Source organism: Ruegeria sp. CF5, from assembly GCF_056537325.1.
In genome coordinates this window covers 209,997-231,241 of the sequence record NZ_JBQFRI010000001.1, presented here as the reverse complement: position 1 = coordinate 231,241, position 21,245 = coordinate 209,997, and the positions used below count along the sequence as shown (strand labels likewise).

Sequence of the window (21,245 nt, the reverse complement as noted above, 5' to 3'; positions counted from 1 at the left end):
CGAAAAAACACTCCGCTTGGAATGCGCCAGAGTTCCGGGTTTCTCATGAACCTATTTTTCCATATCCAATGAAATATGGAAGTGGTCACTCCTCATACCACCAGACATCGGGCATATATTGCGGCCCGTCGCCGTAAATCGGCAGAGTGTCAGGATACTTCAGTTCGGCAGCATGGGCGATACGGCCCACATCGAAGCTCCAGATGGGAATGACATAGCGTCCAGCCGTCAGAACACGGTCCAGCGCGCGGGTGGCGGCGACGAAATCCTCGCGTGATTCCGACGCCAGCATAGCGTCGATCATGCCATCAACAGCCGGAGAGGCGACACCCATCAGATTGCGGGTGCCCGGAGTATTCGCGCCGTCGCTTCCCCAATAAAGCCTTTGTTCGTTGCCCGGAGACAGGGAAAGTGCCCGACGGAAAGGCGTCATGTCAAAATCAAGCTCCGCAATCCGACCCGCATATTGTGCGCTGTCGACCTTTTCAGCGGTTAATCCGATGCCAAGACGTTCCAGCGCACGGGCATAGATTTCGACAACAGTTTCCATTCCGGAATCGCCCTGTTGCAACAGGATGGTCAAATTGAACGTTTCTCCCTGCGGATTTCTGAGTTGCCCGTCCTGTACTGACCACCCCGCGTCAGACAACAGCCCGGCGGCCTTGCGCAGATTTCTGCGATTGCGGGCAGAGCCATCACCTTCGGGCAGATCGTAACCTTCCAGTGCACCGGGCGGCAGATCCCGGGTGTAAGGCATCAGCAGTTCTTTGACGCGCCCGGTTGCCGGGCCGGTTTGCATGGCCAGATCAGAGCCTGAGAAATAGGAGGCGATCCGGGGTTGTGCGCCGCCAGTGACGGTGTCGTTGATGTACTCAAAGTTGAAGGCAAGCATCAGCGCCTCACGAACGCGCCAATCGTCAAGCGGCGGCTTTCGTGTGTTCATGACGATGCCCGTCATGCCCGAGGGTTTGGCGTGCGGTATCTCGGTCTTTAGGACGTCACCGCGCTGGACCGCGGGAAAATTGTACTGATTATCCCATTTCTCGGCATTGAACTCTCGCACAGCCGTCAATTCCCCGGCCTTGAACGCTTCGAACAGGACAGTCTGATCGCCGTAGAATTCGATCCGCATTTCACCGAAATTCATTGTGCCCCGGCGAAAGGGAATATCCGCTCCCCAATATTCAGGGTTCCTTCGAAGGGTCACATCGCGCCCCGCTTCGTAGTCCTCGACTACATACGGGCCAGAGCCGACCGGTACATCGTGAAGCTGTGCATCGGCAAAATTTTTACCTTCCCACTGGGCCTTCTGCAGGATGGGGCGCAATCCGGCGATCAGTGCCAGTTCCCGGTCAGCCTCGGAAAACGTGATGCGAACAGAGCGGGGACCGGTTTGTTCGATACTGTCGATCTTGGACCAAAGCCCCCGGTACCGCAGATGGCCTTCGGTTCCCAGGGTCTCATACGACCAGATCACGTCATCGACCGTGACGGGGCTGTTATCCGAGAATCGGGCATCCTCCCGCAGGGTGAATTCGACCCAGGAACGGTCCGGTGCGGTTTCGACCGATTCGGCTAAGAGACCGTAAAGAGTGAAAGGTTCGTCCCAGGAACGGCCCATCAGGCTTTCGTGAGTCCAAAATCGCAACTGCCAGGGCGACGTGCCTTTTTGCGTGAACGGGTTGAGGCTGTCGAACCCGCCGGTATTGCCAAAAACGACTCGGCCACCTTTCGGTGCATCCGGGTTTGCGTAGGGCAAGGACACAAAATCCGGTGGCAGTGCGGGGTCTCCATACATAGCTATGCCATGAACCGATTCTGCCTGAGCGATTGACACAGACAAAAGGGTGGTGAATCCCGCGATCAAATGACGGATCGGGAGTGGATAAACTGGTCGCACTTTGGCAACAATCCTGCTCTGGCCTTATTTTCTTGGGATTCACCGTAGCGATGATTTTTCATATTTTCAAACTTTTAGCTTGGATGATGGCACGGAATTGCTTATAAAGGTTCCACTGCTCGATAGGTTTCTTGCCTGTATGAAACCTGCCTCAATAACTTAACGCCCGCTTCGTGCGGGCGTTTTTTTTGACCCCGTAATCACGGGGAAGTGATCATATCAGTTACAAAGTATGAGGTGAGGCAAACGACGTTTCCCCGTTTTATTTGCAAGTGCAGCATGGCAGTGTGGCCCCAATTAAATCATTCATTGGGAGAGCCGCCATGAGCTTGTCGGGTAAAACAGCGATCATCACGGGATCGAATTCGGGGATTGGCTTGGGCGTCGCGTGGGAACTGGCTAGGGCCGGGGCCGATGTGGTGCTGAATTCATTCACAGACCGGGACGAGGACCATGCGCTTGCCGCGCAGATCTCTCAGGAGACGGGAACAAACGCCCGGTATATCAAGGCTGACATGTCCAGCGGCGACGAATGCCGTGCATTGATCGAGCAGGCGGGTGCTTGTGATATTCTGGTCAACAACGCCGGTATTCAGCACGTATCGCCCATAGATATTTTTCCGGTAGAAAAATGGGATGCGATTATCGCGATCAACCTGAACTCGGTTTTTCACACGACGGCTGCGGCTTTGCCGATGATGCGTAACGCGGGTTGGGGTCGTGTCATCAATATCGCGTCAGCACACGGTCTTACCGCGTCGCCTTACAAGGCGGCGTATGTCGCCGCCAAACACGGCGTTGTAGGTATGTCAAAGACCATCGCGTTGGAGACTGCCCAAGAGCCGATTACCTGTAACGCGATCTGTCCGGGTTACGTTCTGACCCCGCTGGTCGAGGCGCAGATCCCCGACACCATGAAGGAATACAACATGAGTCGTGAAGACGTGATAAAGAACGTCATGCTTGAACGGCAACCATCGAAAGAGTTTGCAACCGTGGAACAGTTGGGCGGCACTGCAGTGTTCCTGTGTTCCGATGCGGCGGCGCAGATTACTGGTACGACGATCTCGGTCGATGGGGGCTGGACGGCCCTTTGATCTCTCGTGGGGGTTATACCCCCACATCCCCGAGGCGTTGCTAAGCAGAAGAAGGGGCGAGGTTTGAAACAGATCAATCTGGCTTTGCAGGGTGGCGGGGCGCATGGCGCCTTTACCTGGGGCGTGTTGGACAGGCTTCTGGACGAAGAAGATATTGAGGTGGCGGCAATCACCGGCACGTCTGCCGGGGCGCTGAACGGCGCCGCCTTCAAGTCCGGAATGGTCAAGGCGGGTCGGGCCGGGGCACGGGAATGTCTGAATGATTTGTGGAAGCGTATGGGGGCTGTCGGCGATATGCGGATTGCGCATTGGATGCGCGGGCTGGAACCATCACAGATCGCACAGGCCATAGAATATTCGGTTCCCTTTTCGGTGGCGGATGCCTGGTCGCGTATGGTGTCGCCTTATGCATATGGTCCGTTTTACCGCAATCCGCTTGCATCTGTCGTGGACAGATTTGATTTCCATGAAATCTGCGCTGATGAAGGTCCTGACCTGTTTGTCTGCGCAACCTGCGTGCGTAGCGGCAAGATCAGGGTTTTCACAGGTGGTGAAATATCGACGGATGCCATTCTGGCCTCGGCTTGTTTGCCAAACCTGTTTCAGGCGGTCGAGATTTATGATCCGAAATCGGATCGCACCGAAGCCTATTGGGACGGGGGGTATACCGGCAACCCCGCCCTTTACCAATTGTTCAATGATGTACTGCCAGACGACGTCGTGATCGTTAACATCAACCCGCTGGAGCGGGACGAGGTTCCCAAGACACCGCAGCAGATTCAGAACCGGATCAACGAGATCAGCTTTAATTCATCGCTCTTGCGCGAGCTGAGGGCGATTAATTTCGTTCAACGGCTGCTGGCAGACGGTAAGCTGAAGGCCGGCGAGATGAACCGCGTTCTGGTTCACATGATCGCGGATGACGAATTGATGAACAGCTTGTCGGTTGCGACCAAAACGGTTCCGACCCCTGTCATTCTGCACAAGTTGAAACATGCAGGGCGCGCAGCGGCTGAACGTTTCCTTCAGGATCACAAATCGGATATCGGTGAACGCAGTACAGTAGACCTGCCGATGATGTTCAGTTGATCATTCCGGCGGCTGCGTCGGGTCTTTTTCGTTTGGATAGACAAGACCGGCCGAGATCACGAGTTTCGCCGCATCCTCGATCGTCATGTCCAGAAGAATGACGTCTTCGGCAGGGAAGAATAGCAGAAAACCCGAAGTTGGGTTGGGCGTGGTCGGAACGAATACGCTATATAACTCGCCAGCGGTCTCGGCCCTTTGGCTGATTTCACCTCTGGCTGTTGTCGAAACGAACCCGATGGCCCAAATTCCACGGCGCGGATACTGGATCAGACAGGCTTTTTCAAAGGACCGCTCGGTCTGCGCGAAAACCGTCTCAGATATCTGTTTGATGCCGGAATAGATAGACCGGACCACCGGCATCCGGTTAACCAGACTTTCTGCGAAATGTATCAGCGAGCGGCCCAGAATACCTTTGGCGATCCAGCCGACGATAATCGTGAAGAACAGAAAAAAGATGACACCGACGCCGTGAACATTGATGCCCACGTATTCCTCGGGCTGGAAACGCTGTGGCACCAACGGCAGGACCGCACTGTCGATCCAGCCCACGACTGACCAGATCAGCCAACCAGTCAGCCAGACTGGCGCAATGACCACGATACCCGTCAAAAAAGAGGCGCGAAGTCCGGCCAGCAGACCTGGGCGGCGATGAGGTTCTTCGTCGAACGGTGTATTCATTACGTTTCCGAGTGGTTTACCAGACTAGTTAGGAAGTTTGGAGCGCCGGTACAATAGTCTTTAAGGCGTTGCTTTCGTTACGTGCCGTCCGTCAGGGATTTGGCGATTTTGGCGGCAATGCGGGCGTTGTTTCGCACAAGCGCGATGTTGGCGGTCAACGACCGGCCCTCGGTTTGTTCGAAAATCCGCTGCAGGAGATAGGGCGTTACTCCTTTTCCGGTAATCCGGTGCGCCACGGCATCCGACTGTGCCGAGGCGATGATGGGGGCCAGTTCCTCGGCAGGAATTTGTGCGTCATTCGGAATGGGATTGGCGACCAGTTGGCCGCCCGGAACACCCAGTGCCCGGCGGGTTGTATGCGCTTTGGCGATTTCTTCGGCGCTATCCATTCGCAGGGGAGCAGCAAATTGTGATTTGGCGGACCAGAAGGCCGGAAACTCGTCCTGACCATGGGCAATAACGGGGACACCTAGTGTTTCCAGCACTTCCAAAGTTTTGGCGAGGTCGAGGATCGCCTTTGCGCCAGCCGCAACAACCGTTACCGGGGTTTGGGCCAGTTCGTGCAGGTCGGCGGAGATGTCGAACGAAGTCTCCGCACCCTGATGCACGCCACCGATACCGCCGGTAGCAAACACTTCGATCCCGGCGAGATGCGCGGCGATCATGGTAGCGGCAACCGTAGTGGCCCCTGTGCCACCTGTGGCGATACAGGCGGCCATGTCGGCGCGGGACAGTTTGGCAACGCCCTGAGCCTGCCCCAGTGCAGCCAGCTGTTCGGGTTCAAGCCCCACGTGCAGCGCGCCTTTGATCACGGCGATGGTTGCCGGAATGGCACCGGCATCGCGAATGTCCTGTTCGACCCGGGCTGCGACCTCGACGTTCTGCGGGTGCGGCATGCCATGCGTAATGATCGTGCTTTCTAGCGCGACAATGGGTTGACCTGCATCCTTGGCGGCGCGGACTTCGGTTGAGTATTGGATGTCGATCACAGCGGGGTTTCTCCGGAAACGTAAGTTGCGGCGGCGTGCAGGGCGCGGGCCAATGCCTCGTCCCTGTTCGCGCCATTAGCTTCGGCGGCAATATGTGCCGCCATGAATGTATCACCAGCCCCGGTAACGCGGGTTACGAGAACCGATGGTGGGGTTTGTGTCACCACGCCCAGGATACTGCCCTCGGTAGCGGAGTTGCCGCCATCTGTCACAAGAACACGTAGGGCGCCGCGATCAAGCAAGCTCTTGGCGGCACTCTCTGAATCGGAAAACTCGCGCTGGCAAAGCAATCCTGCTTCTTCAAGATTTACGTACAGGGTCGCGCGCGCGTGTTTGAGAAACGGCAGAAGCCGCTCGGCCTTGCCGGGTGAGGCCGGGGCCACGCGCAGGTCTGCTCGGGCGAAAGCCGGGCTTTGGGCGATATCTTCCAGCAGATCCAGAGTCAGGTTTCCGTCCAGGGCGATCAGCCCTTCGAACGGCGTGTTTTCATACCCGAGCGGACCGTGAAGCAGGGGGCGCAGGATTTTGGCGCCTGCAGCCTCAAGCGAGTGGGCGTCGGCGATGGCTGCAATCAACCCGTTCGCGCCCTCGACCGCCATATATCGGTCGGTCGGCAGGTCCTGCGAGCGATAGACATGATCGGTAATCATACCCAGACGCGCGCAGGAATGGACCAGTTCATCACCTTCGGGATCGCGACCAATCGCAGTCAGCAGGGTCGGGGTCATACCGAACCTGACCAGGGTCATGGCGATATTCATCGCAACGCCGCCGGGCAGGCGCGTAATTCGGCCCGGCACGTCCGATCCCTGACGCATATGACTGGCGGATCGGCCGATGATGTCCCAAAGGACCGAGCCGATGCACAGGATTTCAGTGTTCTGAGTCATGGCGCTGTCATGCCGCAGCGCTGGTGCAGGCGCAAGTCGGAAGGTGGACATTAGGTCCGGGCGTTCAGCAACGGATGAGCTGGATTTGCGCTTGATCTCGTCTGAATTCAGTCGGACTATTGGTGGACAGATACTTGTGATTTGCAAAAAGTTTTATGGTGATACGCAAATGAAGACTGTTTCAGGGGCTTTGCGCTCTGGTCTGCTTGGGCCGCTTTGTTTGCTTGCGGTTTTGCTTTTTGCCCCGAACCAATCCGCGTCACATGAGATCACGCCGACAGTCGCAGATTTTCAGGTCAAAAACGGCGATTTGTTTATCGAGCTTCACTTCAATGCCGAAGCATTTGTTGCCGGTATGGATCTGGATAATCTCTCAGACACAGCCGAAGCGGACGAGTCTGTAAACTATTCGAAGCTTCGTTCTTTGGTTTCCTCGGAACTGGAACCATTGGTGCGAGAGTTCGCAATTCCTTGGATGGACAAGCTGGATGTTCAGGCTCAGGGTCAGGTCAAGCTGTCCTACGAAGGTGTTAATATTCCTGTTGTCGGCAATCGGGAGGCCGCGCGCACGTCAACTTTGCTGTTAACCGGAAATATCCCTGAAAACGCCCATAACCTGCAGGTGAGTTGGCCGGTTGGTGCCGGCCCTCTGGTTCTGCGGCAACAAGGCGTTGAGGCCCCGTACACTGGCTTACTGCAGGGTGGTGAGACCAGCCCCGCCATTCCGTTGGTCGGGGGATCAGCACTGGGATCGACCGAAACGATGGAAACCTTTTTTGCATTGGGGTTCAGTCGTATTCTGCCCAACGGCCCTGAGCAGATCGCGTTTGTTCTGGCTATGTTGTTTCTGTCCGTCAGGGTCCGACCGCTGATCTTGCAACTCATCCCTTTTTCATTGGGGTTTTCCACGATGCTGGCCTTGGGTACTTTGGCGATTGTCGCCGTGCCGCAGGCTGTGGTCGCATTATTGGTTCCAGCGGGTATCGTTTTGCTGTCCGTCGAGAACATATTTGCCCGCCGGTTGCACCTGTGGCGAATGATTGCGGTTTTTGGGTTTGGATTGCTGCACGGATCGGATGCGACATCGGATCTGATCAAAGGCGCGATACCACCAAATCACGCCATGTCCGCAATCATTGGCTATGGCGTGGGTGCCGGTTTGGCAATTCTGGCCATTGGCATTGCTGGATTTGCCGTAATTACACTTTTTTCTTTTGGTTCACAGCGATTTCGCAGTCGGATCAGAATACCGGCCTCGATGGTGTTAGCGTTGGTTGGCGTGTACTGGTGTATCACGCCATTCCTTGCCGTCTAGGCCATCGCCGCGGTCAGCTTTTTGAGGGTGGCCAAAGGATCATCGTTCGACCAGATTTCATCACCCAATCCGAAGAAATCAGTGCAGGGGGTGAGGGCGCGAATGCTGTCTTCGGTCAGACCACCTTCGGCGACGACCGGAACCTCGATCATATCAGACCACCACTGAAACAGGTCAGACTCTGCCACTGTTCCATCACCAAGCGAGGCATTGCCTACCGGCCCGAAAGCGACATAGTCCGCACCGGCCTCACCTGCGTTCATCCCGTCGTGACGTGATGCCCCGCAAAAACTGCCGACAATGGCATCTGGTCCCAGTTCTTTTCTGGCGGTGCGTACCGAACGTGCTGCGTCGTCCAGATGCACACCATCAAGGCCCAAACGTTGAGCGAGAAGAACGTGGTTCGAGATAACAAGTGCTACGTCACGTGCGTGGGCCACTTCGCGGCAGACATCCGCAATGCGGGCAATTGAGTCCTCGTCATTGCCTGCGAGCGCGAGCCTTATGCAGGCAATCTCGGCCCCGTCCAGAACGCGGGCGAGTTGATCGGGGTAGGTGTCCAGTTCGATGGAAGGCGGGGTGATCAGATAGATTTGCGGCTGCTCGGGGGCGTCCATCATTGCGGTCCTTCGCGTTGTCTTTCGCGCGGTTTAGCGGATTGTGGGCGGGAAGCAAACTTTTATGCCTCCGGTGGGGATATTTGGGGCAAGAGGAAGAGTGGTGAGGGTTGCTCTGCCGGGGCCGCGCGACTAGAGCAGGCGCAGCCATTCGGAGTTTGACATGCCCAGCGACAAATCCCAGCCTTCATTTGTGCTTGTGCGCCCCCAGATGGGTGAAAATATCGGGGCCGCCGCGCGGGCGATGTGGAACTTCGGTCTGGACCGGATGCGTATCGTGGCGCCGCGCGATGGCTGGCCGAACCCCAAAGCCGTTGCCATGTCTAGCGGGGCAGGCCGATTGCTGGACGAGGCTCAGTTGTTTGACGATCTGGCGGAGGGTCTGTCGGATCGGACGTTTGTGTTCGCTACCACGGCCCGCCAGCGGGGGTTGACCAAGCCGGTTTACAGCCCCGAGCGCGCGATGCAGATCGCTGCGGAAAAGGTAGCGGCTGGCGAGCAGGTGGCGGTTCTGTTTGGTCCGGAACGTGCGGGTCTTGAGAATGAAGATATCGCCAAAGCCAACGCCATCATCTCGGTCCCGGTGAACCCCGAATACGCCTCGCTGAATCTGGGACAATGCGTGTTGCTGACCGCATATGAGTGGATGCGTCAATCTGCCGATGTCGTGCATGAGACGACTGATCTGGGCAAGGGGGATTGGGCCACGGGAATCGAGGTCGAAAAGCTGGTCGAGCACTATGAGGACCGGTTGGAGGAGGCCGGGTTCTTTTATCCGCCGGAAAAGGCCGAAGGGATGAAGGTAAACCTGCGCAATCTGTGGTCGCGGATGCGCATGACGCGCGCAGACGTTCAAATGTTGCACGGGATCATGCGTCAGATGGTCCGGTGGAAGGACAAGGGCTGAGGCTGGACCTCGGTCGGCCATGGCCCTAGCCTGCGTGAAATTCAAGGACATGAGGATGGCATGAGCGGCAAGCGCAGCATCTTTGAGGAAGTCTCGGACAATCAACAACAGCAGGCGGTTCAGCCCGGCTTGATTGATCGTGGCAGGGGTGGGGCAAGGCGCGCAATCCGGGCCTGGCTGATGATCCTGTTCGCTTTGGTCGTGGCCATGATCGTTGTCGGCGGTTTGACTCGTTTGACCGACAGCGGCCTGTCCATCACCGAATGGCGCCCGATCACTGGAGCCATTCCCCCGATGAGTGAGGCGGACTGGCAGGCCGAGTTCGACAAGTACAAGCAAATTGATCAATGGCGCATTCAGAACCAGTGGATGGAGCTTGATGATTTCAAGTCGATCTACTGGTGGGAATGGGGGCACCGCCAGCTTGGCCGGGTAACCGGTTTGGTTTGGGCGCTAGGCTTTTTTGGTTTTTTGGCCGCGCGGAAGATTCCGGCGGGCTGGACCGGGCGTCTGCTGCTGCCCGGAATTCTGGGAGGCATTCAGGGCGGAATCGGATGGTGGATGGTCGCCTCGGGCGTGACGCAGGGCGAGGGAATGATTGCCGTCGCCAGCTACCGTCTGGCCGTTCACCTCGGACTTGCCTTTGTGATCCTCGGCTTTCTGGCGTGGTATATCTTTATGCTCGGCCGGGAGGAGCGGGACCTGATGCAGGCGCGCCGCGCGAAGGAGGATCGGTTGTTTTCGTTATCGACCGGCCTTATGCATTTTGCCTTTCTGCAAATTCTGATCGGTGCGCTGGTAGCGGGTATCGATGCCGGGCGTTCCTTTACCGATTGGCCATTGATCGGAGGGCAGTTGCTGCCGCCCGATGCAACAATGCTGGAACCAATGTGGCGGAATTTCTTTGAAAGCCCGGGGCTGGTGCAATTCATACACCGCTGCGCAGGATATCTTCTGTTTGCGTTTGGAGCTGTCGTCTGGTTGCGCGGACGGACAAGTGCGCATCCACAAACGCAGCTTGCGTTCAATGCGGTATTTGCCGCGCTGTCGCTGCAAGTGGTGCTTGGTATCGTAACCGTTGTGTACGCCGCACCTTGGCAAATCGCTATATTGCACCAATTAATGGCCGTTGTGGTCTGGACGCTGATCTTGCGCGCGCGCTTCCTGACCGCCTATCCGATCCCAACCTCTTTACGTGGAGCTTGAACCTATGACCGCATTTGACGAATTGATGGCCTTTCAGCGCGAAACATCTGCACTGGGCCAGATCGCGGGCCGTCTGGGCTGGGATCAGGAAACGGTGATGCCGCGCGGTGCCGCTGCGCAACGAGGCGAGGAGATGGCCGCGATCGAGGCTGTTCTGCATGCCCGTCGTTCCGACCCGCGTGTGGCAGATTGGTTGGAAGAAGCCAAAGGGACATGCGAAGTGAGTGAAGCTCAGCTTCGTGAAATCCGTCGTGCGTTCGAGCGTACGGCCAAAGTACCTGCGGACCTAGCAAAGGCGATCGCGCGCGTAACCTCACAAGCGCAGGGAAAGTGGGCACAAGCCCGTGCGGACGAGGATGTGGCCGCCTTCCTGCCGGTTCTGGAAGAAGTGGTCGCCCTCAAGCGCGAAGAAGGCGCTGCGTTGGCTCAGGGCGGGAACATCTACGATGCCATGGTCGAAGATTACGAACCCTACACAACAGGCAGCCAGATTGCCGCGATTTTTGATGAAATGCGCCCGCGGCTGGTCGCATTGCGGGCTGCGATTCTGGAAAGGCCGATGCCTAAGGGCGTAGTCGGATCATTCGCCGAAGGCGATCAGATGCGTCTGTCGCAGAAACTGGCAACCGTGTTCGGATATGATCTGAATCGGGGGCGCGTAGACAAGGCCGTACATCCGTTCAGTTCGGGTAGCGGATCAGACGTGCGAATTACCACGCGCACTAGCGAAACCGACCCGTTCAACTGCTTTTATTCCACGATTCACGAGGTCGGCCACGCGGCATATGAACAGGGTATCGACGCCGCCTACGCCCTAACTCCGCTGGGAAGGGGCGTCTCGATGGGCGTTCATGAAAGCCAAAGCCGAATTTACGAGAACCAGTTGGGGCGCTCTCGCGAGTTCACAGGGTGGCTGTATGGACAGATGACCGATGTTTTTGGTGACTTTGGTATCGCTGATGCCGATGAGTTCTATGCTGCCGTCAACAGGGTACAGAACGGGTATATCCGAACTGAAGCTGATGAGGTGCAATACAACCTGCACATCATGCTGCGCTTTGACCTTGAACGGGCACTGATGGCTGGGGATCTGGAAGTCAATGATTTGGAGGCGGCGTGGAACGATCGCTTCAAGTCCGATTTCGGGTATGCCGTGGACAAGCCTTCGAACGGATGTTTGCAGGATGTGCACTGGTCGGTAGGCCTGTTCGGATACTTTCCAACGTACTCTCTGGGCAATGTCTATGCGGGATGTCTGTATGAGGCATTACAAGCCGCAGTTCCCGATCTGAACGAACAGCTGAGCCGGGGCGAAACGTCTGGCGCGACCAGTTGGCTACTTGAGAATTTGCAACGCTACGGTGGGCTCTATGCGCCACGTGACGTGATTGAACGCGCTAGTGGCCAGAAACCGGGGCCCGAGCCGCTGCTGCAATATCTGGAACAAAAGTTCGGACAGATTTACGGGCTTTAACCAAAAAAAAGCCCCGCCGAATATTGCGGCGGGGCCTTGGATACTGGGTATTTTAGTCCTGAGTGTCGTCGTCGCCCTGATCGGCAATCCAGGCAACGCTGACCACCTCTTCGCCCTTGCCGGTGTTAAAGACTTTGACGCCACCGGCCGAACGGGAACGGAACGAGATGCCATCGACGGGAACCCGGATCGACTGGCCCTTGGATGTCGCCAGCATAATCTGATCGTCGATTTCGACCGGGAAGGACGCAACCAATTCCCCGCCGCGCATCGCCTTGTCCATCGCTGCAACACCCATGCCACCACGTCCGCGCACGGGGTAGTCGTGGCTTGAGCTCAGCTTGCCGGCGCCCCCGGCGGTGATAGTCAGGATCAGGTTTTCGGCCGCCGACATTTCGGCATAGCGTTCCTGAGGCAATACACTGTCCGCGTTACCTTCGTCTTCATCGCTTTCGGTCTCATCCGTAACGCCAGCCATCAAGCGGCGCATCTTGAGGTAGGCCGCGCGCTCGTCCGGTCCGGCTTCGAAGTGACGAATTACGGACATCGAGACCACCCGGTCGCCATTGGTCAGCTTTATACCGCGCACGCCAGTGGATTCGCGTGAGTTGAAGACACGAACGTCCGTAGTGCGGAAGCGGATGGCACGACCCGAATTGGTCACCAGCATCACGTCTTCATCTTCGGAACAGATGCGTGCATTCACCAGTTCCACCCCATCGGGCAGTTTCATGGCGATCTTGCCGTTACGGCGGACGTTGGTGAAATCCGACAGCCGGTTACGGCGAACGTCTCCGGCGCTGGTTGCAAAGACGATCTGCAGGTTTTCCCATTCATCGTCCGGGACATCCACAGGCATGATCGCCGCGATGGAAACACCGGTCGGAATTGGCAGGATGTTTACGATAGCCTTGCCCTTACCGGTGCGCCCCGATTGCGGCAGGCGCCAGGTCTTGAGCTTGTAGACCATCCCGTCGGTGGTGAAGAACAACAGCTGCGTATGCGTATTCGCCACGAAGAGGTTGGTAACCACGTCCTCTTCTTTGGTTTGCATGCCGCTCAACCCTTTGCCTCCGCGTTTTTGGGCGCGGAAGTCAGCCAGAGGGGTTCGCTTGATATAGCCGCCCGAAGTTACGGTCACGACCATATCTTCGCGCTCGATCAGGTCCTCATCATCCATATCGCCGGACCAATCGACGATCTCGGTGCGACGTGGCACGGCGAACTGTTCGCGCACCTCGCGCAATTCATCGGCGATGATGCCCATGATGCGCTCTCGGCTGGACAGAATTTCAAGGTATTCCTTGATCTTGCCTGCCAGTTCTTCCAATTCGTCGGTGACTTCTTTGACGCCAATCTGGGTCAGACGCTGTAGCCGTAGTTCAAGAATGGCCCGAGCTTGGGTTTCAGACAGATTGTAAGTGCCATCATCGTTCGCCGTATGGGTCGGATCGTCGATCAGCGCGATGTATTCCAGTATCGGCTGAGCAGGCCAACGCCGGGTCATCAGCTTTTCGCGGGCTTCCGCTGCGTCCGCTGATTGCCGAATTGTCGTAACGATCTCGTCGATATTGGTGACGGCAACGGCCAGACCACACAGAATGTGACTGCGTTCCCGCGCCTTGCGCAGCAGGTGCGCTGTACGACGTGCAACGACGTCTTCACGGAAATCAATGAACGACGTCAGGAACCGGCGCAGTGTAAGCTGCTCGGGGCGGCCACCGTTCAACGCCAGCATGTTGCAGCCGAAATAGGTCTGCATTGGTGAAAACCGGTAGAGTTGGTTCAGTACCACTTCGGGCGTTGCATCCCGTTTCAGTTCGACCACGACACGCACGCCGTTGCGGTCGGATTCATCCTGAACGTGGGCGACGCCCTCGATCCGCTTCTCGCGCACGGCCTCGGCGATCTTTTCGATCATCGCGGCCTTGTTCACCTGATAGGGGATCTCGTCCACCACAATCGCGTAGCGGTCTTTGCGCAACTCTTCGACGCGTGTCTTGGCGCGGATGATGACGCTTCCGCGCCCTTCCAGATAGGCTTTGCGCGCACCGGATCGGCCCAGCATCACGCCCCCGGTCGGGAAGTCGGGGCCGGGGACGTATTCGATCAGTTGCTCGGATGTCAGATCCGGATCGTCGATCAGCGCCAGAGTGGCGTCGACCACTTCGCCCAGATTGTGAGGCGGAATGTTGGTCGCCATACCCACGGCGATACCGCCGGCACCATTGACCAGCATGTTCGGGAAGCGGGCAGGCAGGACGGTCGGCTCTTTGTCCTTGCCGTCGTAGTTGTCCTGAAAATCAACCGTTTCTTTCTCGATGTCTGCCAGCAGGGCTGCGGCAGGTTTGTCCATGCGAACTTCGGTGTAACGCATGGCCGCCGGGTTATCACCGTCCATCGAACCAAAGTTGCCCTGACCATCCAGCAGCGGCAGTGACATCGAGAAATCCTGAGCCATCCGCACCAGCGCGTCATAGATCGCGCTGTCACCGTGCGGGTGGTATTTACCCATCACATCACCAACCGGACGGGCCGATTTGCGATAAGCCTTGTCATGGGTGTTCCCGGTCTCGTGCATCGCATAAAGGATGCGCCGGTGCACCGGTTTCAACCCGTCGCGCAGATCGGGGATCGCGCGGCTGACGATGACCGACATCGCATAATCGAGGTACGACGTTCGCATCTCGGATTCGATAGACACCGTCGGGCCGTCATAAACGGGGCGTTCCGGTGGGGTTTCGTCCATGTTTTCAGGAGTTTCTGGCGTATCGCTCACGTAACGGCCCGTTCTTTGTGCAGGGTCTATATCTTGTGGATGCATCTTATCAGACCCGGCACATAAGGTGCAAGCAAGCAACGGAAATGGGGCGAATTTCACCGCTCACGCAAGGTTAACGCATTGTTTTAATGAGAGTTCGGTTGAATTCGTGCTATGCTGAAGAGACCTTGCAATAATTTGGAGGTCTGCATGGAGCAAAGCGAAACAGAATTGATGCTTAAGGGGTACGGGCTGACTACGGCTGAGTTCTATTATCACATGCCCGACTACATTCACGTTTTGAATACCTTCACATGGCAGGAATATGATCTGGCGCCTGATCATCCGAGGCTGTTTGATTTCATTGAGTTCTGGCAGCGCGAAATCGAAGGGCCACTTCATTCCGTCCGTTTCACACATCGCAAAATGATCGCGCCGGGTGAGTGGCGTAATGTAGTGGGCGAATTCAGGCTGAATTGACCGATGGCCTAAACGGCGCATTTGGCGTTTCCCGGGCTAGTTTGACGATTGTATTTCGTATGAGGTCGCGATGTTCGCGACGAACCGGATTTTATTTTTGACAACAATGGGTATTGTGAGTGTCGAACGCAGGTTCTGACATTGGATCATTCCATGATGAAGTTACCAATTTCCATCGTTGCGGGGCTTCTGCTTTGCGGAACTGTCTCAGCAGAAAATTTGCTCGATAAGGTCAAAAAAGGCGCTGAAAGTACGGCAGACGCCATTAGCCGCGGCGCTGAAAGCGCTGGTGAGGCTGTTGGCAAAGGCGCCGACATCGTCAGTGATACGTTCGATTCCACCGCTGATTTGGTGACCAATGAGGCGACGCCCGAAGAAACACGCGCCAAGCTGGACACGATGTCAGATGAAATTCTGACTCGTCTTCTGGCAGAGAATTCGGATGCTGATGCGCTTTATCAGGATAGCGCTGGCTATGCCGCCTTTGATACCCGCAAGATAACAGTGTTTCCCGTATCCGCCGGATACGGTCGTGGTGTTGCTGTTTCAAAGGAAGACGGCAGCCGTACATACATGAATATGGGGACAGGTGGAGTTGGGGCGGCCATTGGTATCGGTGGGTTTGAAACCCAGCTGGTGATCTTGTTCGAAACACAGGCAGATTTCCAGAAGTTCATCACCGAAGGCTATGATGCCACGGCGGAAACAGGCGCCATGTATGGCGATGAGAGGACGGGCCAGACCGCCAGGTTCGTCAATGGGCGGTCCATATTCGTGCTCGACAAAAAGGGTTGGCGCGTTTCAGCGAACGCGTCCGGAACCAAGTATTGGAAATCACCCGAACTGAACTGACGTCAAGCCGAACAACTTGCTCCGCCCAGAACGCAGAATTTCGCGCAATGAGGGTGGTTCAGGTGAACATCCGCTTCGGCTTCGGCCAATGTTGTTCCCATTTCGAATTCCGGTGAATAGGGCAGCAGGGTACAGGCCAGAACGGCTGGTTTCGATGCGCCCTTGCGTTTGACCACCATGCGGGAACTGGCGCACATCACGGCGCTAGGTGCTTTGTCAAGAATCCCCCAGCAGGCTGTGGTTATTTCAGGTACTTCCGAAGTTTCGTCCATTTCGGGGAACAGTACTGTTTGGCCGGGGTTAGTGGCATCAATGTCAAAGCCATGTTCGGCGTAGAACGCGGCATAGCCCGCGCGGCTTTCCGCATCGGACTCTCCCCAGACAGTGCGTCCTGCCACAGTCATCCGAAATCCGTTGTCCCGAAGCCATTTCATTCCTTCGAGGGTTTTTTCAAAACTGCCAGCGCCCCTTTCCGCGTCGTGCAGTTCAGAACGATAGTGATCGACCGAAATCCGAAGTGTAAGCTTTTCCCCGTACTCGCGATGAAGTTCCAGTAGTCCTTCGCGCACCTTTCGACGCATCATCGGGCGCATCGCGTTGGTCAGAATCAAAACCTCATATCCGCGTTCAAGGGCGGATCTTGTGATTCCGATCATCTCGGGGTTCATAAAAGGCTCACCGCCGGTAAAACCAATCTCGCGCACTGGCCAGTTCCGCGTTTGAATCTGATCCAGAAATTCAATGACCTCGGATTCCGAAATGTACACCAGCGCATCATTCGTGGGGCTGCTTTTGATATAGCAGTTCAGGCATTCAATGTTGCACAGCGTACCGGTATTGAACCACAACGTCTCTGGATTGCTTAGCGGTACTGCTGCACGCTGCTGGCCATCGGCTGTCACGAATTTGTTCTGAAACTTTCCGATATTGGCTAACTGAGGCGCGTTGTCTTTCATTCCGGCATCCGGTTCCTTGCAACTGTCCAACTGATCTAGCTTATTGCCACAGGTGAATTAAAGACGGACGCGACGTATCTGACAGAGTTTTGATGGTGGGTAACGAAAACGAAATGATTGCGCTAACATTGGACACGCGCCGGATTGGGAGTTAAGGAAAACCCATGGTTTCTCGCATCATACCGGTAGATCCTTTTGATCTGGTCATATTCGGCGGAACCGGCGATCTTGCCCAGCGTAAGATTCTGCCGGCGCTGTTTCGCAGATATTGCGCGGGACAATGGCCCAAGGACGTTTTGATCGTCGGTGCGGCGCGAAGCGATCATGATGACGAGTCGTTTCGTGCGCTCGTCGCCGAATCCCTGCGACAGCTTGTTCCGGTGTTGTCAGCCCGGCACGCCGTCCTCAATGAGTTCCTGCAGCGGATTGTCTATTCCCGGGTTGATGCACTGTCCAACGACGGGTGGGAAGGTCTTGCTAAACGGCTTGATCCGCAGCGGGTCAGGGCGTTTTACTTTTCCGTGGGCCCCCGCCTGTTCGAACCGCTTGCGGAGAGGATCGAAGCATTCGGGATGGTCACGGATCAGACAAGGGTCGTGGTTGAAAAGCCCTTTGGTCATGACCTCGCCAGTGCCCGTGGGCTGAACGCGACCCTGGCTGCGTATTTCGACGAAAAGCAGATTTACCGCATTGATCACTATCTGGGCAAAGAGACGGTCCAGAACCTCATGGCGGTCCGCTTTGGAAACATGCTGTTCGAGCCGTTGTGGAACAGCCAGTATGTCGACCATATCCAGATCACGGTGGCCGAAACCGTAGGTGTGGACGGGCGCGAGAATTACTATGATCGCGCCGGTGCCATGCGCGATATGATACAAAACCATTTGATGCAGCTTCTTTGTCTGATCGCCATGGAGCCACCGGCGAAGTTCGACCCCGATGCGGTACGGGATGAAAAACTCAAGGTGATCCGCGCACTGGACCCCGTTCAACCACACCACATCGTACGCGGTCAGTTTGTGGCCGGGGCCGACGGGCCGGGCTATCGGGATGTGGTTGGCAAAGAGAGGTCCTCTACCGAAAGCTATATCGCTTTGCGCGCGCATATCAGCAACTGGCGGTGGGCCGGAACACCGTTTTATCTGCGTACGGGGAAGCGGCTGGTTGCGCGTTCATCCGTGATCAATGTGATGTTCAAGGACGCGCCGCATTCGATTTTCGGTGAGGGGGCAGGGCGACACGCAAACGTGTTGTCGATCCGCTTGCAACCGAACGAGGGAATTACGCTGAAAGTGACGATCAAAGAGCCGGGCCCGGGGGGGATGCGTCTGGTCGACGTCCCACTGGACATGAGCTTTGCCGAGGCATTGGGGGCAGAAAACCAAGACCCACCGGACGCCTATGAGCGCCTTGTGATGGATGTGATCCGAGGTAACCAGACCCTGTTCATGCGCGACGATGAAGTCGAAGCCGCCTGGGCCTGGACCGATCCGATCATCGCTGGATGGCAGGCGCGCGGCGATGTACCAAAACCATATGACAGCGGCAGCACCGGGCCGGGCGACGCCGAGCTGCTGATGAAACGCGACGGTCGCCGCTGGCAAGGGATCAAGCCATGAATATTCAGGAATATGCTGACAGGGATTTGCTGGCCATCGATGTGGCCAACAAACTGGCGGGAGAACTTGAAGCATCTCTGTTGCACAATGAAACCATCGCTTTCGCTGTCCCCGGGGGAACCACGCCTGGTCCGGTGTTCGACAGCCTGTGCGCGGCTGATCTGGAATGGGATCGTGTGCGTGTTCTGCCAACGGATGAACGTTGTGTGCCTTCAGATCACGGGCGTTCAAACGAGCGCCTGATCCGCGAGCGCCTATTGGTCAGCCGTGCTTCGGCGGCAGAGTTCGTTCCGCTTTATATTCCGTCGGAACATCCCGAGGATGCTCTGGCGCACATCGAGGCCCTGATCGCACCGGTTTTGCCGTTGTCTGTGCTGGTACTAGGGATGGGCGAAGACATGCATACTGCCTCGCTGTATCCCGGGATGGACGGGTTGGCACAGGCCCTTGACGGCGACGCGCCGACACTAGCCGTCGCACGAACAGCGGTGCAGCCCGAACCCCGCATCACGCTAACCGCACCTATTTTGGACGGTGCCTTGTCCAAGCACCTGATTATCTATGGTGCAGCCAAGCGTGACGCGCTGGAACGCGCTATGTCATTGCCTCCTGAAGAGGCGCCAATCGCTGCGGTTCTGAGTGGGATCACAGTCCATTGGGCGGAGTAGAAGAGATGGATATCGGCAGACTTGCGGAACAAGCTGATCATGTGCGGGACCGCAGGATAACTGACTTGTTCGATTCCGATCCAGACCGGGCGCAGGGGTTTTCCGCCTCGTCCGGTGATTTGTTGTTCGATTATTCAAAAACTCAGGTCGACGATCAAATTCGCGCGTCGCTGCTGCGGCTTTGCGAAACGGCTAATTTGGCCGCAAGGCGCGATGCCATGTTTTCCGGCAACAAGATCAACGAAACCGAAAATAGGGCTGTTCTGCACACTGCTCTGCGCAATCTTGACGGTGATCCGGTCGAGGTCGATGGGGCAGATGTCATGCCCGGAGTGCTGGAGACCCTTCAACGGATGAGGGTTTTTGCAGAAGAGGTCCGAGGTGGGGCTATTGAGGGGGCAGGTGGGCCGTTCACTGATGTGGTGAACATCGGCATCGGCGGGTCCGATCTTGGGCCGGTCATGGCTACACGCGCTTTATCACCATATCATGACGGGCCCCGGCTGCACTATGTGTCGAATGTCGATGGTGCGCATATCGCGGATACGCTACGCCCGCTGGATCCTTCGCGCACGCTGGTCATTGTTGCCTCCAAGACGTTTACGACCATCGAAACAATGACCAACGCCCGCACAGCTCGCGCGTGGATGCAGGATGGCGGCGGTGACCCGGCAAAACAGTTCGCCGCAGTTTCCAGCAATCTGGACAAGACCAAGGCATTCGGCATTCCGCAGGAGAGGGTGTTCGGTTTTGCGAATTGGGTTGGCGGGCGTTATTCGATCTGGGGGCCAGTTGGCTTGCCGGTCATGATTGCCGTAGGCTCAAATGCATTCGACGCGTTTCTGCGCGGCGGGCAGGCGATGGACCTGCATTTCCGCTCGGCCGACTTGGTGGAAAACATGCCGGTGATGCTGGCCTTGGTCGGGATATGGCACCGCCAGATTCTGTCTTATTCCAGCCGCGCCGTTTTGCCATACGACCAGCGATTGAACCGCCTTCCGGCGTACCTGCAGCAGCTTGAGATGGAGTCGAACGGAAAATCCGTTGCCATGGACGGCTCTGCTTTGATCGGCCCGTCAGGCCCGATTGTCTGGGGTGAGCCGGGTACCAACGGACAGCACGCATTCTATCAGTTGATCCATCAGGGAACGGATGTTGTCCCCTGCGAATTCATGGTTGCCGCCGAGGGCCACGAGCCCGAGCTGGAACATCACCACCGGCTTTTGCTGGCAAATTGTCTGGCCCAGTCCGAGGCATTGATGCAGGGTCGTTCATTGGACGAGGCGCGCGCGCTTTTGGCGGACCGCGGGCTCGGCGATGAGGAACTCGACCGTCAGGCCCGGCATCGAGTTTTCCCCGGCAACCGTCCGTCGACCACCCTGATGTATCCCAAACTGACGCCCTATGTTCTGGGGCAGATCATCGCCTTGTACGAACACCGGGTTTTTGTCGAGGGCGTGATCCTCGGCATCAATTCATTCGATCAATGGGGTGTGGAACTGGGAAAGGAGCTTGCGACCTCGCTGGGCCCCATTGTGGATGGCGATCGTGGGACAGAGGAGAAAGACAGCTCAACAGCCGCCCTTGTTGCCTATGCGTTGCGCTACCGAAGCTGACTTTGGCTTGTGAAATCAGGCCTGCCGTTACGGCATATCGTATTCGCGTTGTTGTCAGCGGGTGAATTGCTTGGCAGGTTCTTCCTCATGGAAGAGCCATGAGTGATCCGACAAGCACAGCCTTGCCGACG

Annotated in this window: 18 protein-coding genes; 11 read left to right on the top strand and 7 right to left on the bottom strand. The window is 56.8% G+C overall.

Features of this window, described 5'->3' with window-relative positions; genetic code table 11:
• Nucleotides 1-85 precede the first annotated feature (85 nt).
• Entirely contained in the window at nucleotides 86-1,900 is a 1,815-nt protein-coding gene (locus ACR0NW_RS01105) for an extracellular solute-binding protein (protein WP_480449364.1), read from the bottom strand.
• Between the two features lie 323 nt (nucleotides 1,901-2,223).
• Between ACR0NW_RS01105 and ACR0NW_RS01100 the strand changes: the two genes are divergently transcribed.
• Both ACR0NW_RS01100 and ACR0NW_RS01095 read left to right on the top strand, forming a co-directional pair.
• Nucleotides 2,224-2,997: a 3-hydroxybutyrate dehydrogenase gene (locus ACR0NW_RS01100; protein ID WP_170650113.1), complete on the top strand. Its 774-nt coding sequence runs from the start codon at nucleotides 2,224-2,226 to the stop codon at nucleotides 2,995-2,997.
• A 63-nt stretch (nucleotides 2,998-3,060) separates the two neighbouring features.
• Nucleotides 3,061-4,086 (top strand): patatin-like phospholipase family protein, encoded by a 1,026-nt coding sequence (locus tag ACR0NW_RS01095; RefSeq protein WP_480449365.1) that lies wholly within the window; start codon nucleotides 3,061-3,063, stop codon nucleotides 4,084-4,086.
• Here ACR0NW_RS01095 and ACR0NW_RS01090 read toward each other — a convergent pair whose 3' ends face one another.
• The 3 genes from ACR0NW_RS01090 to ACR0NW_RS01080 form a co-directional block, all read right to left on the bottom strand.
• Nucleotides 4,087-4,764, bottom strand: a complete 678-nt coding sequence (locus ACR0NW_RS01090) for a DUF502 domain-containing protein (protein ID WP_170650111.1) — start codon at nucleotides 4,762-4,764, stop codon at nucleotides 4,087-4,089.
• A gap of 77 nt (nucleotides 4,765-4,841) precedes the next feature.
• Complete coding sequence (locus tag ACR0NW_RS01085; protein ID WP_480449367.1) at nucleotides 4,842-5,753, bottom strand: pseudouridine-5'-phosphate glycosidase; 912 nt, start codon at nucleotides 5,751-5,753, stop codon at nucleotides 4,842-4,844.
• The gene (locus ACR0NW_RS01080) at nucleotides 5,750-6,643 is read right to left on the bottom strand and encodes a PfkB family carbohydrate kinase (RefSeq protein ID WP_480449369.1); all 894 of its coding nucleotides are present in this window, start codon (nucleotides 6,641-6,643) and stop codon (nucleotides 5,750-5,752) included. The genes ACR0NW_RS01085 and ACR0NW_RS01080 overlap by 4 nt, the downstream gene beginning before the upstream one ends.
• A 169-nt stretch (nucleotides 6,644-6,812) precedes the next feature.
• On the opposite strand from ACR0NW_RS01080, the gene ACR0NW_RS01075 reads away from it, so the two are divergent.
• Nucleotides 6,813-7,958, top strand: coding sequence for a HupE/UreJ family protein (locus tag ACR0NW_RS01075; protein ID WP_480449371.1), 1,146 nt, complete (start codon nucleotides 6,813-6,815; stop codon nucleotides 7,956-7,958).
• On the opposite strand, the gene ACR0NW_RS01070 is transcribed toward ACR0NW_RS01075, so the two are convergent.
• A complete protein-coding gene (locus ACR0NW_RS01070; protein ID WP_480449613.1) occupies nucleotides 7,955-8,575 on the bottom strand; it encodes a thiamine phosphate synthase in 621 nt (206 codons plus the stop codon). The genes ACR0NW_RS01075 and ACR0NW_RS01070 overlap by 4 nt on opposite strands.
• A 163-nt stretch (nucleotides 8,576-8,738) precedes the next feature.
• Here ACR0NW_RS01070 and ACR0NW_RS01065 point away from each other — a divergent pair, with 163 nt between their 5' ends.
• The 3 genes from ACR0NW_RS01065 to ACR0NW_RS01055 are packed head-to-tail and all read left to right on the top strand — an operon-like array spanning nucleotide 8,739 to nucleotide 12,162.
• The gene (locus tag ACR0NW_RS01065) at nucleotides 8,739-9,482 is read left to right on the top strand and encodes an RNA methyltransferase (RefSeq protein ID WP_170650106.1); all 744 of its coding nucleotides are present in this window, start codon (nucleotides 8,739-8,741) and stop codon (nucleotides 9,480-9,482) included.
• Between the two features lie 60 nt (nucleotides 9,483-9,542).
• Nucleotides 9,543-10,688, top strand: coding sequence for a heme A synthase (gene ctaA / locus ACR0NW_RS01060; RefSeq protein WP_480449373.1), 1,146 nt, complete (start codon nucleotides 9,543-9,545; stop codon nucleotides 10,686-10,688).
• Nucleotides 10,689-10,692: 4 nt separating this feature from the next.
• Nucleotides 10,693-12,162, top strand: coding sequence for a carboxypeptidase M32 (locus tag ACR0NW_RS01055; protein WP_480449375.1), 1,470 nt, complete (start codon nucleotides 10,693-10,695; stop codon nucleotides 12,160-12,162).
• A gap of 52 nt (nucleotides 12,163-12,214) precedes the next feature.
• Here the strand turns inward: ACR0NW_RS01055 and gyrA are convergent, their stop codons facing one another.
• Nucleotides 12,215-14,941, bottom strand: coding sequence for a DNA gyrase subunit A (gyrA, locus tag ACR0NW_RS01050; protein WP_480449377.1), 2,727 nt, complete (start codon nucleotides 14,939-14,941; stop codon nucleotides 12,215-12,217).
• Nucleotides 14,942-15,133: 192 nt separating this feature from the next.
• Here gyrA and ACR0NW_RS01045 point away from each other — a divergent pair, with 192 nt between their 5' ends.
• Together ACR0NW_RS01045 and ACR0NW_RS01040 are read left to right on the top strand one after the other, a co-directional pair.
• Nucleotides 15,134-15,403 carry an usg protein gene (locus ACR0NW_RS01045; protein ID WP_170650102.1) on the top strand — a complete coding sequence of 90 codons (270 nt, stop codon included), beginning with the start codon at nucleotides 15,134-15,136 and terminating at the stop codon, nucleotides 15,401-15,403.
• A gap of 153 nt (nucleotides 15,404-15,556) precedes the next feature.
• Entirely contained in the window at nucleotides 15,557-16,255 is a 699-nt protein-coding gene (locus ACR0NW_RS01040) for a lipid-binding SYLF domain-containing protein (RefSeq protein WP_480449379.1), read from the top strand.
• Between the two features lie 2 nt (nucleotides 16,256-16,257).
• Here the strand turns inward: ACR0NW_RS01040 and ACR0NW_RS01035 are convergent, their stop codons facing one another.
• Nucleotides 16,258-17,211 carry a radical SAM protein gene (locus ACR0NW_RS01035; RefSeq protein ID WP_480449381.1) on the bottom strand — a complete coding sequence of 318 codons (954 nt, stop codon included), beginning with the start codon at nucleotides 17,209-17,211 and terminating at the stop codon, nucleotides 16,258-16,260.
• Nucleotides 17,212-17,375: 164 nt separating this feature from the next.
• On the opposite strand from ACR0NW_RS01035, the gene zwf reads away from it, so the two are divergent.
• From zwf to pgi, 3 genes are read left to right on the top strand one after another with little or no spacing between them, the layout of a single operon-like run.
• Nucleotides 17,376-18,830: a glucose-6-phosphate dehydrogenase gene (gene zwf / locus ACR0NW_RS01030; protein WP_480449383.1), complete on the top strand. Its 1,455-nt coding sequence runs from the start codon at nucleotides 17,376-17,378 to the stop codon at nucleotides 18,828-18,830.
• The gene (gene pgl / locus ACR0NW_RS01025; RefSeq protein ID WP_480449385.1) at nucleotides 18,827-19,498 is read left to right on the top strand and encodes a 6-phosphogluconolactonase; all 672 of its coding nucleotides are present in this window, start codon (nucleotides 18,827-18,829) and stop codon (nucleotides 19,496-19,498) included. Before zwf ends, pgl begins: the two co-directional genes overlap by 4 nt.
• A 5-nt stretch (nucleotides 19,499-19,503) precedes the next feature.
• Nucleotides 19,504-21,114: a glucose-6-phosphate isomerase gene (pgi, locus tag ACR0NW_RS01020; RefSeq protein ID WP_480449387.1), complete on the top strand. Its 1,611-nt coding sequence runs from the start codon at nucleotides 19,504-19,506 to the stop codon at nucleotides 21,112-21,114.
• The last annotated feature ends 131 nt before the right edge of the window (nucleotides 21,115-21,245 follow it).

Excerpts from the sequence above, each read along its gene's own strand:
- ctaA (WP_480449373.1), top strand. The coding sequence starts at position 9,543 with ATGAGCGGCAAGCGCAGCATCTTTGAGGAAGTCTCGGACAATCAACAA.
- ACR0NW_RS01070 (WP_480449613.1), bottom strand. The coding sequence starts at position 8,575 with ATGGACGCCCCCGAGCAGCCGCAAATCTATCTGATCACCCCGCCTTCC.
- pgl (WP_480449385.1), top strand. The coding sequence starts at position 18,827 with ATGAATATTCAGGAATATGCTGACAGGGATTTGCTGGCCATCGATGTG.
- ACR0NW_RS01065 (WP_170650106.1), top strand. The coding sequence starts at position 8,739 with ATGCCCAGCGACAAATCCCAGCCTTCATTTGTGCTTGTGCGCCCCCAG.
- ACR0NW_RS01045 (WP_170650102.1), top strand. The coding sequence starts at position 15,134 with ATGGAGCAAAGCGAAACAGAATTGATGCTTAAGGGGTACGGGCTGACT.
- ACR0NW_RS01040 (WP_480449379.1), top strand. The coding sequence starts at position 15,557 with ATGATGAAGTTACCAATTTCCATCGTTGCGGGGCTTCTGCTTTGCGGA.
- ACR0NW_RS01055 (WP_480449375.1), top strand. The coding sequence starts at position 10,693 with ATGACCGCATTTGACGAATTGATGGCCTTTCAGCGCGAAACATCTGCA.
- ACR0NW_RS01090 (WP_170650111.1), bottom strand. The coding sequence starts at position 4,764 with ATGAATACACCGTTCGACGAAGAACCTCATCGCCGCCCAGGTCTGCTG.
- ACR0NW_RS01035 (WP_480449381.1), bottom strand. The coding sequence starts at position 17,211 with ATGAAAGACAACGCGCCTCAGTTAGCCAATATCGGAAAGTTTCAGAAC.
- ACR0NW_RS01080 (WP_480449369.1), bottom strand. The coding sequence starts at position 6,643 with ATGACTCAGAACACTGAAATCCTGTGCATCGGCTCGGTCCTTTGGGAC.
- zwf (WP_480449383.1), top strand. The coding sequence starts at position 17,376 with ATGGTTTCTCGCATCATACCGGTAGATCCTTTTGATCTGGTCATATTC.
- ACR0NW_RS01075 (WP_480449371.1), top strand. The coding sequence starts at position 6,813 with ATGAAGACTGTTTCAGGGGCTTTGCGCTCTGGTCTGCTTGGGCCGCTT.
- pgi (WP_480449387.1), top strand. The coding sequence starts at position 19,504 with ATGGATATCGGCAGACTTGCGGAACAAGCTGATCATGTGCGGGACCGC.
- ACR0NW_RS01100 (WP_170650113.1), top strand. The coding sequence starts at position 2,224 with ATGAGCTTGTCGGGTAAAACAGCGATCATCACGGGATCGAATTCGGGG.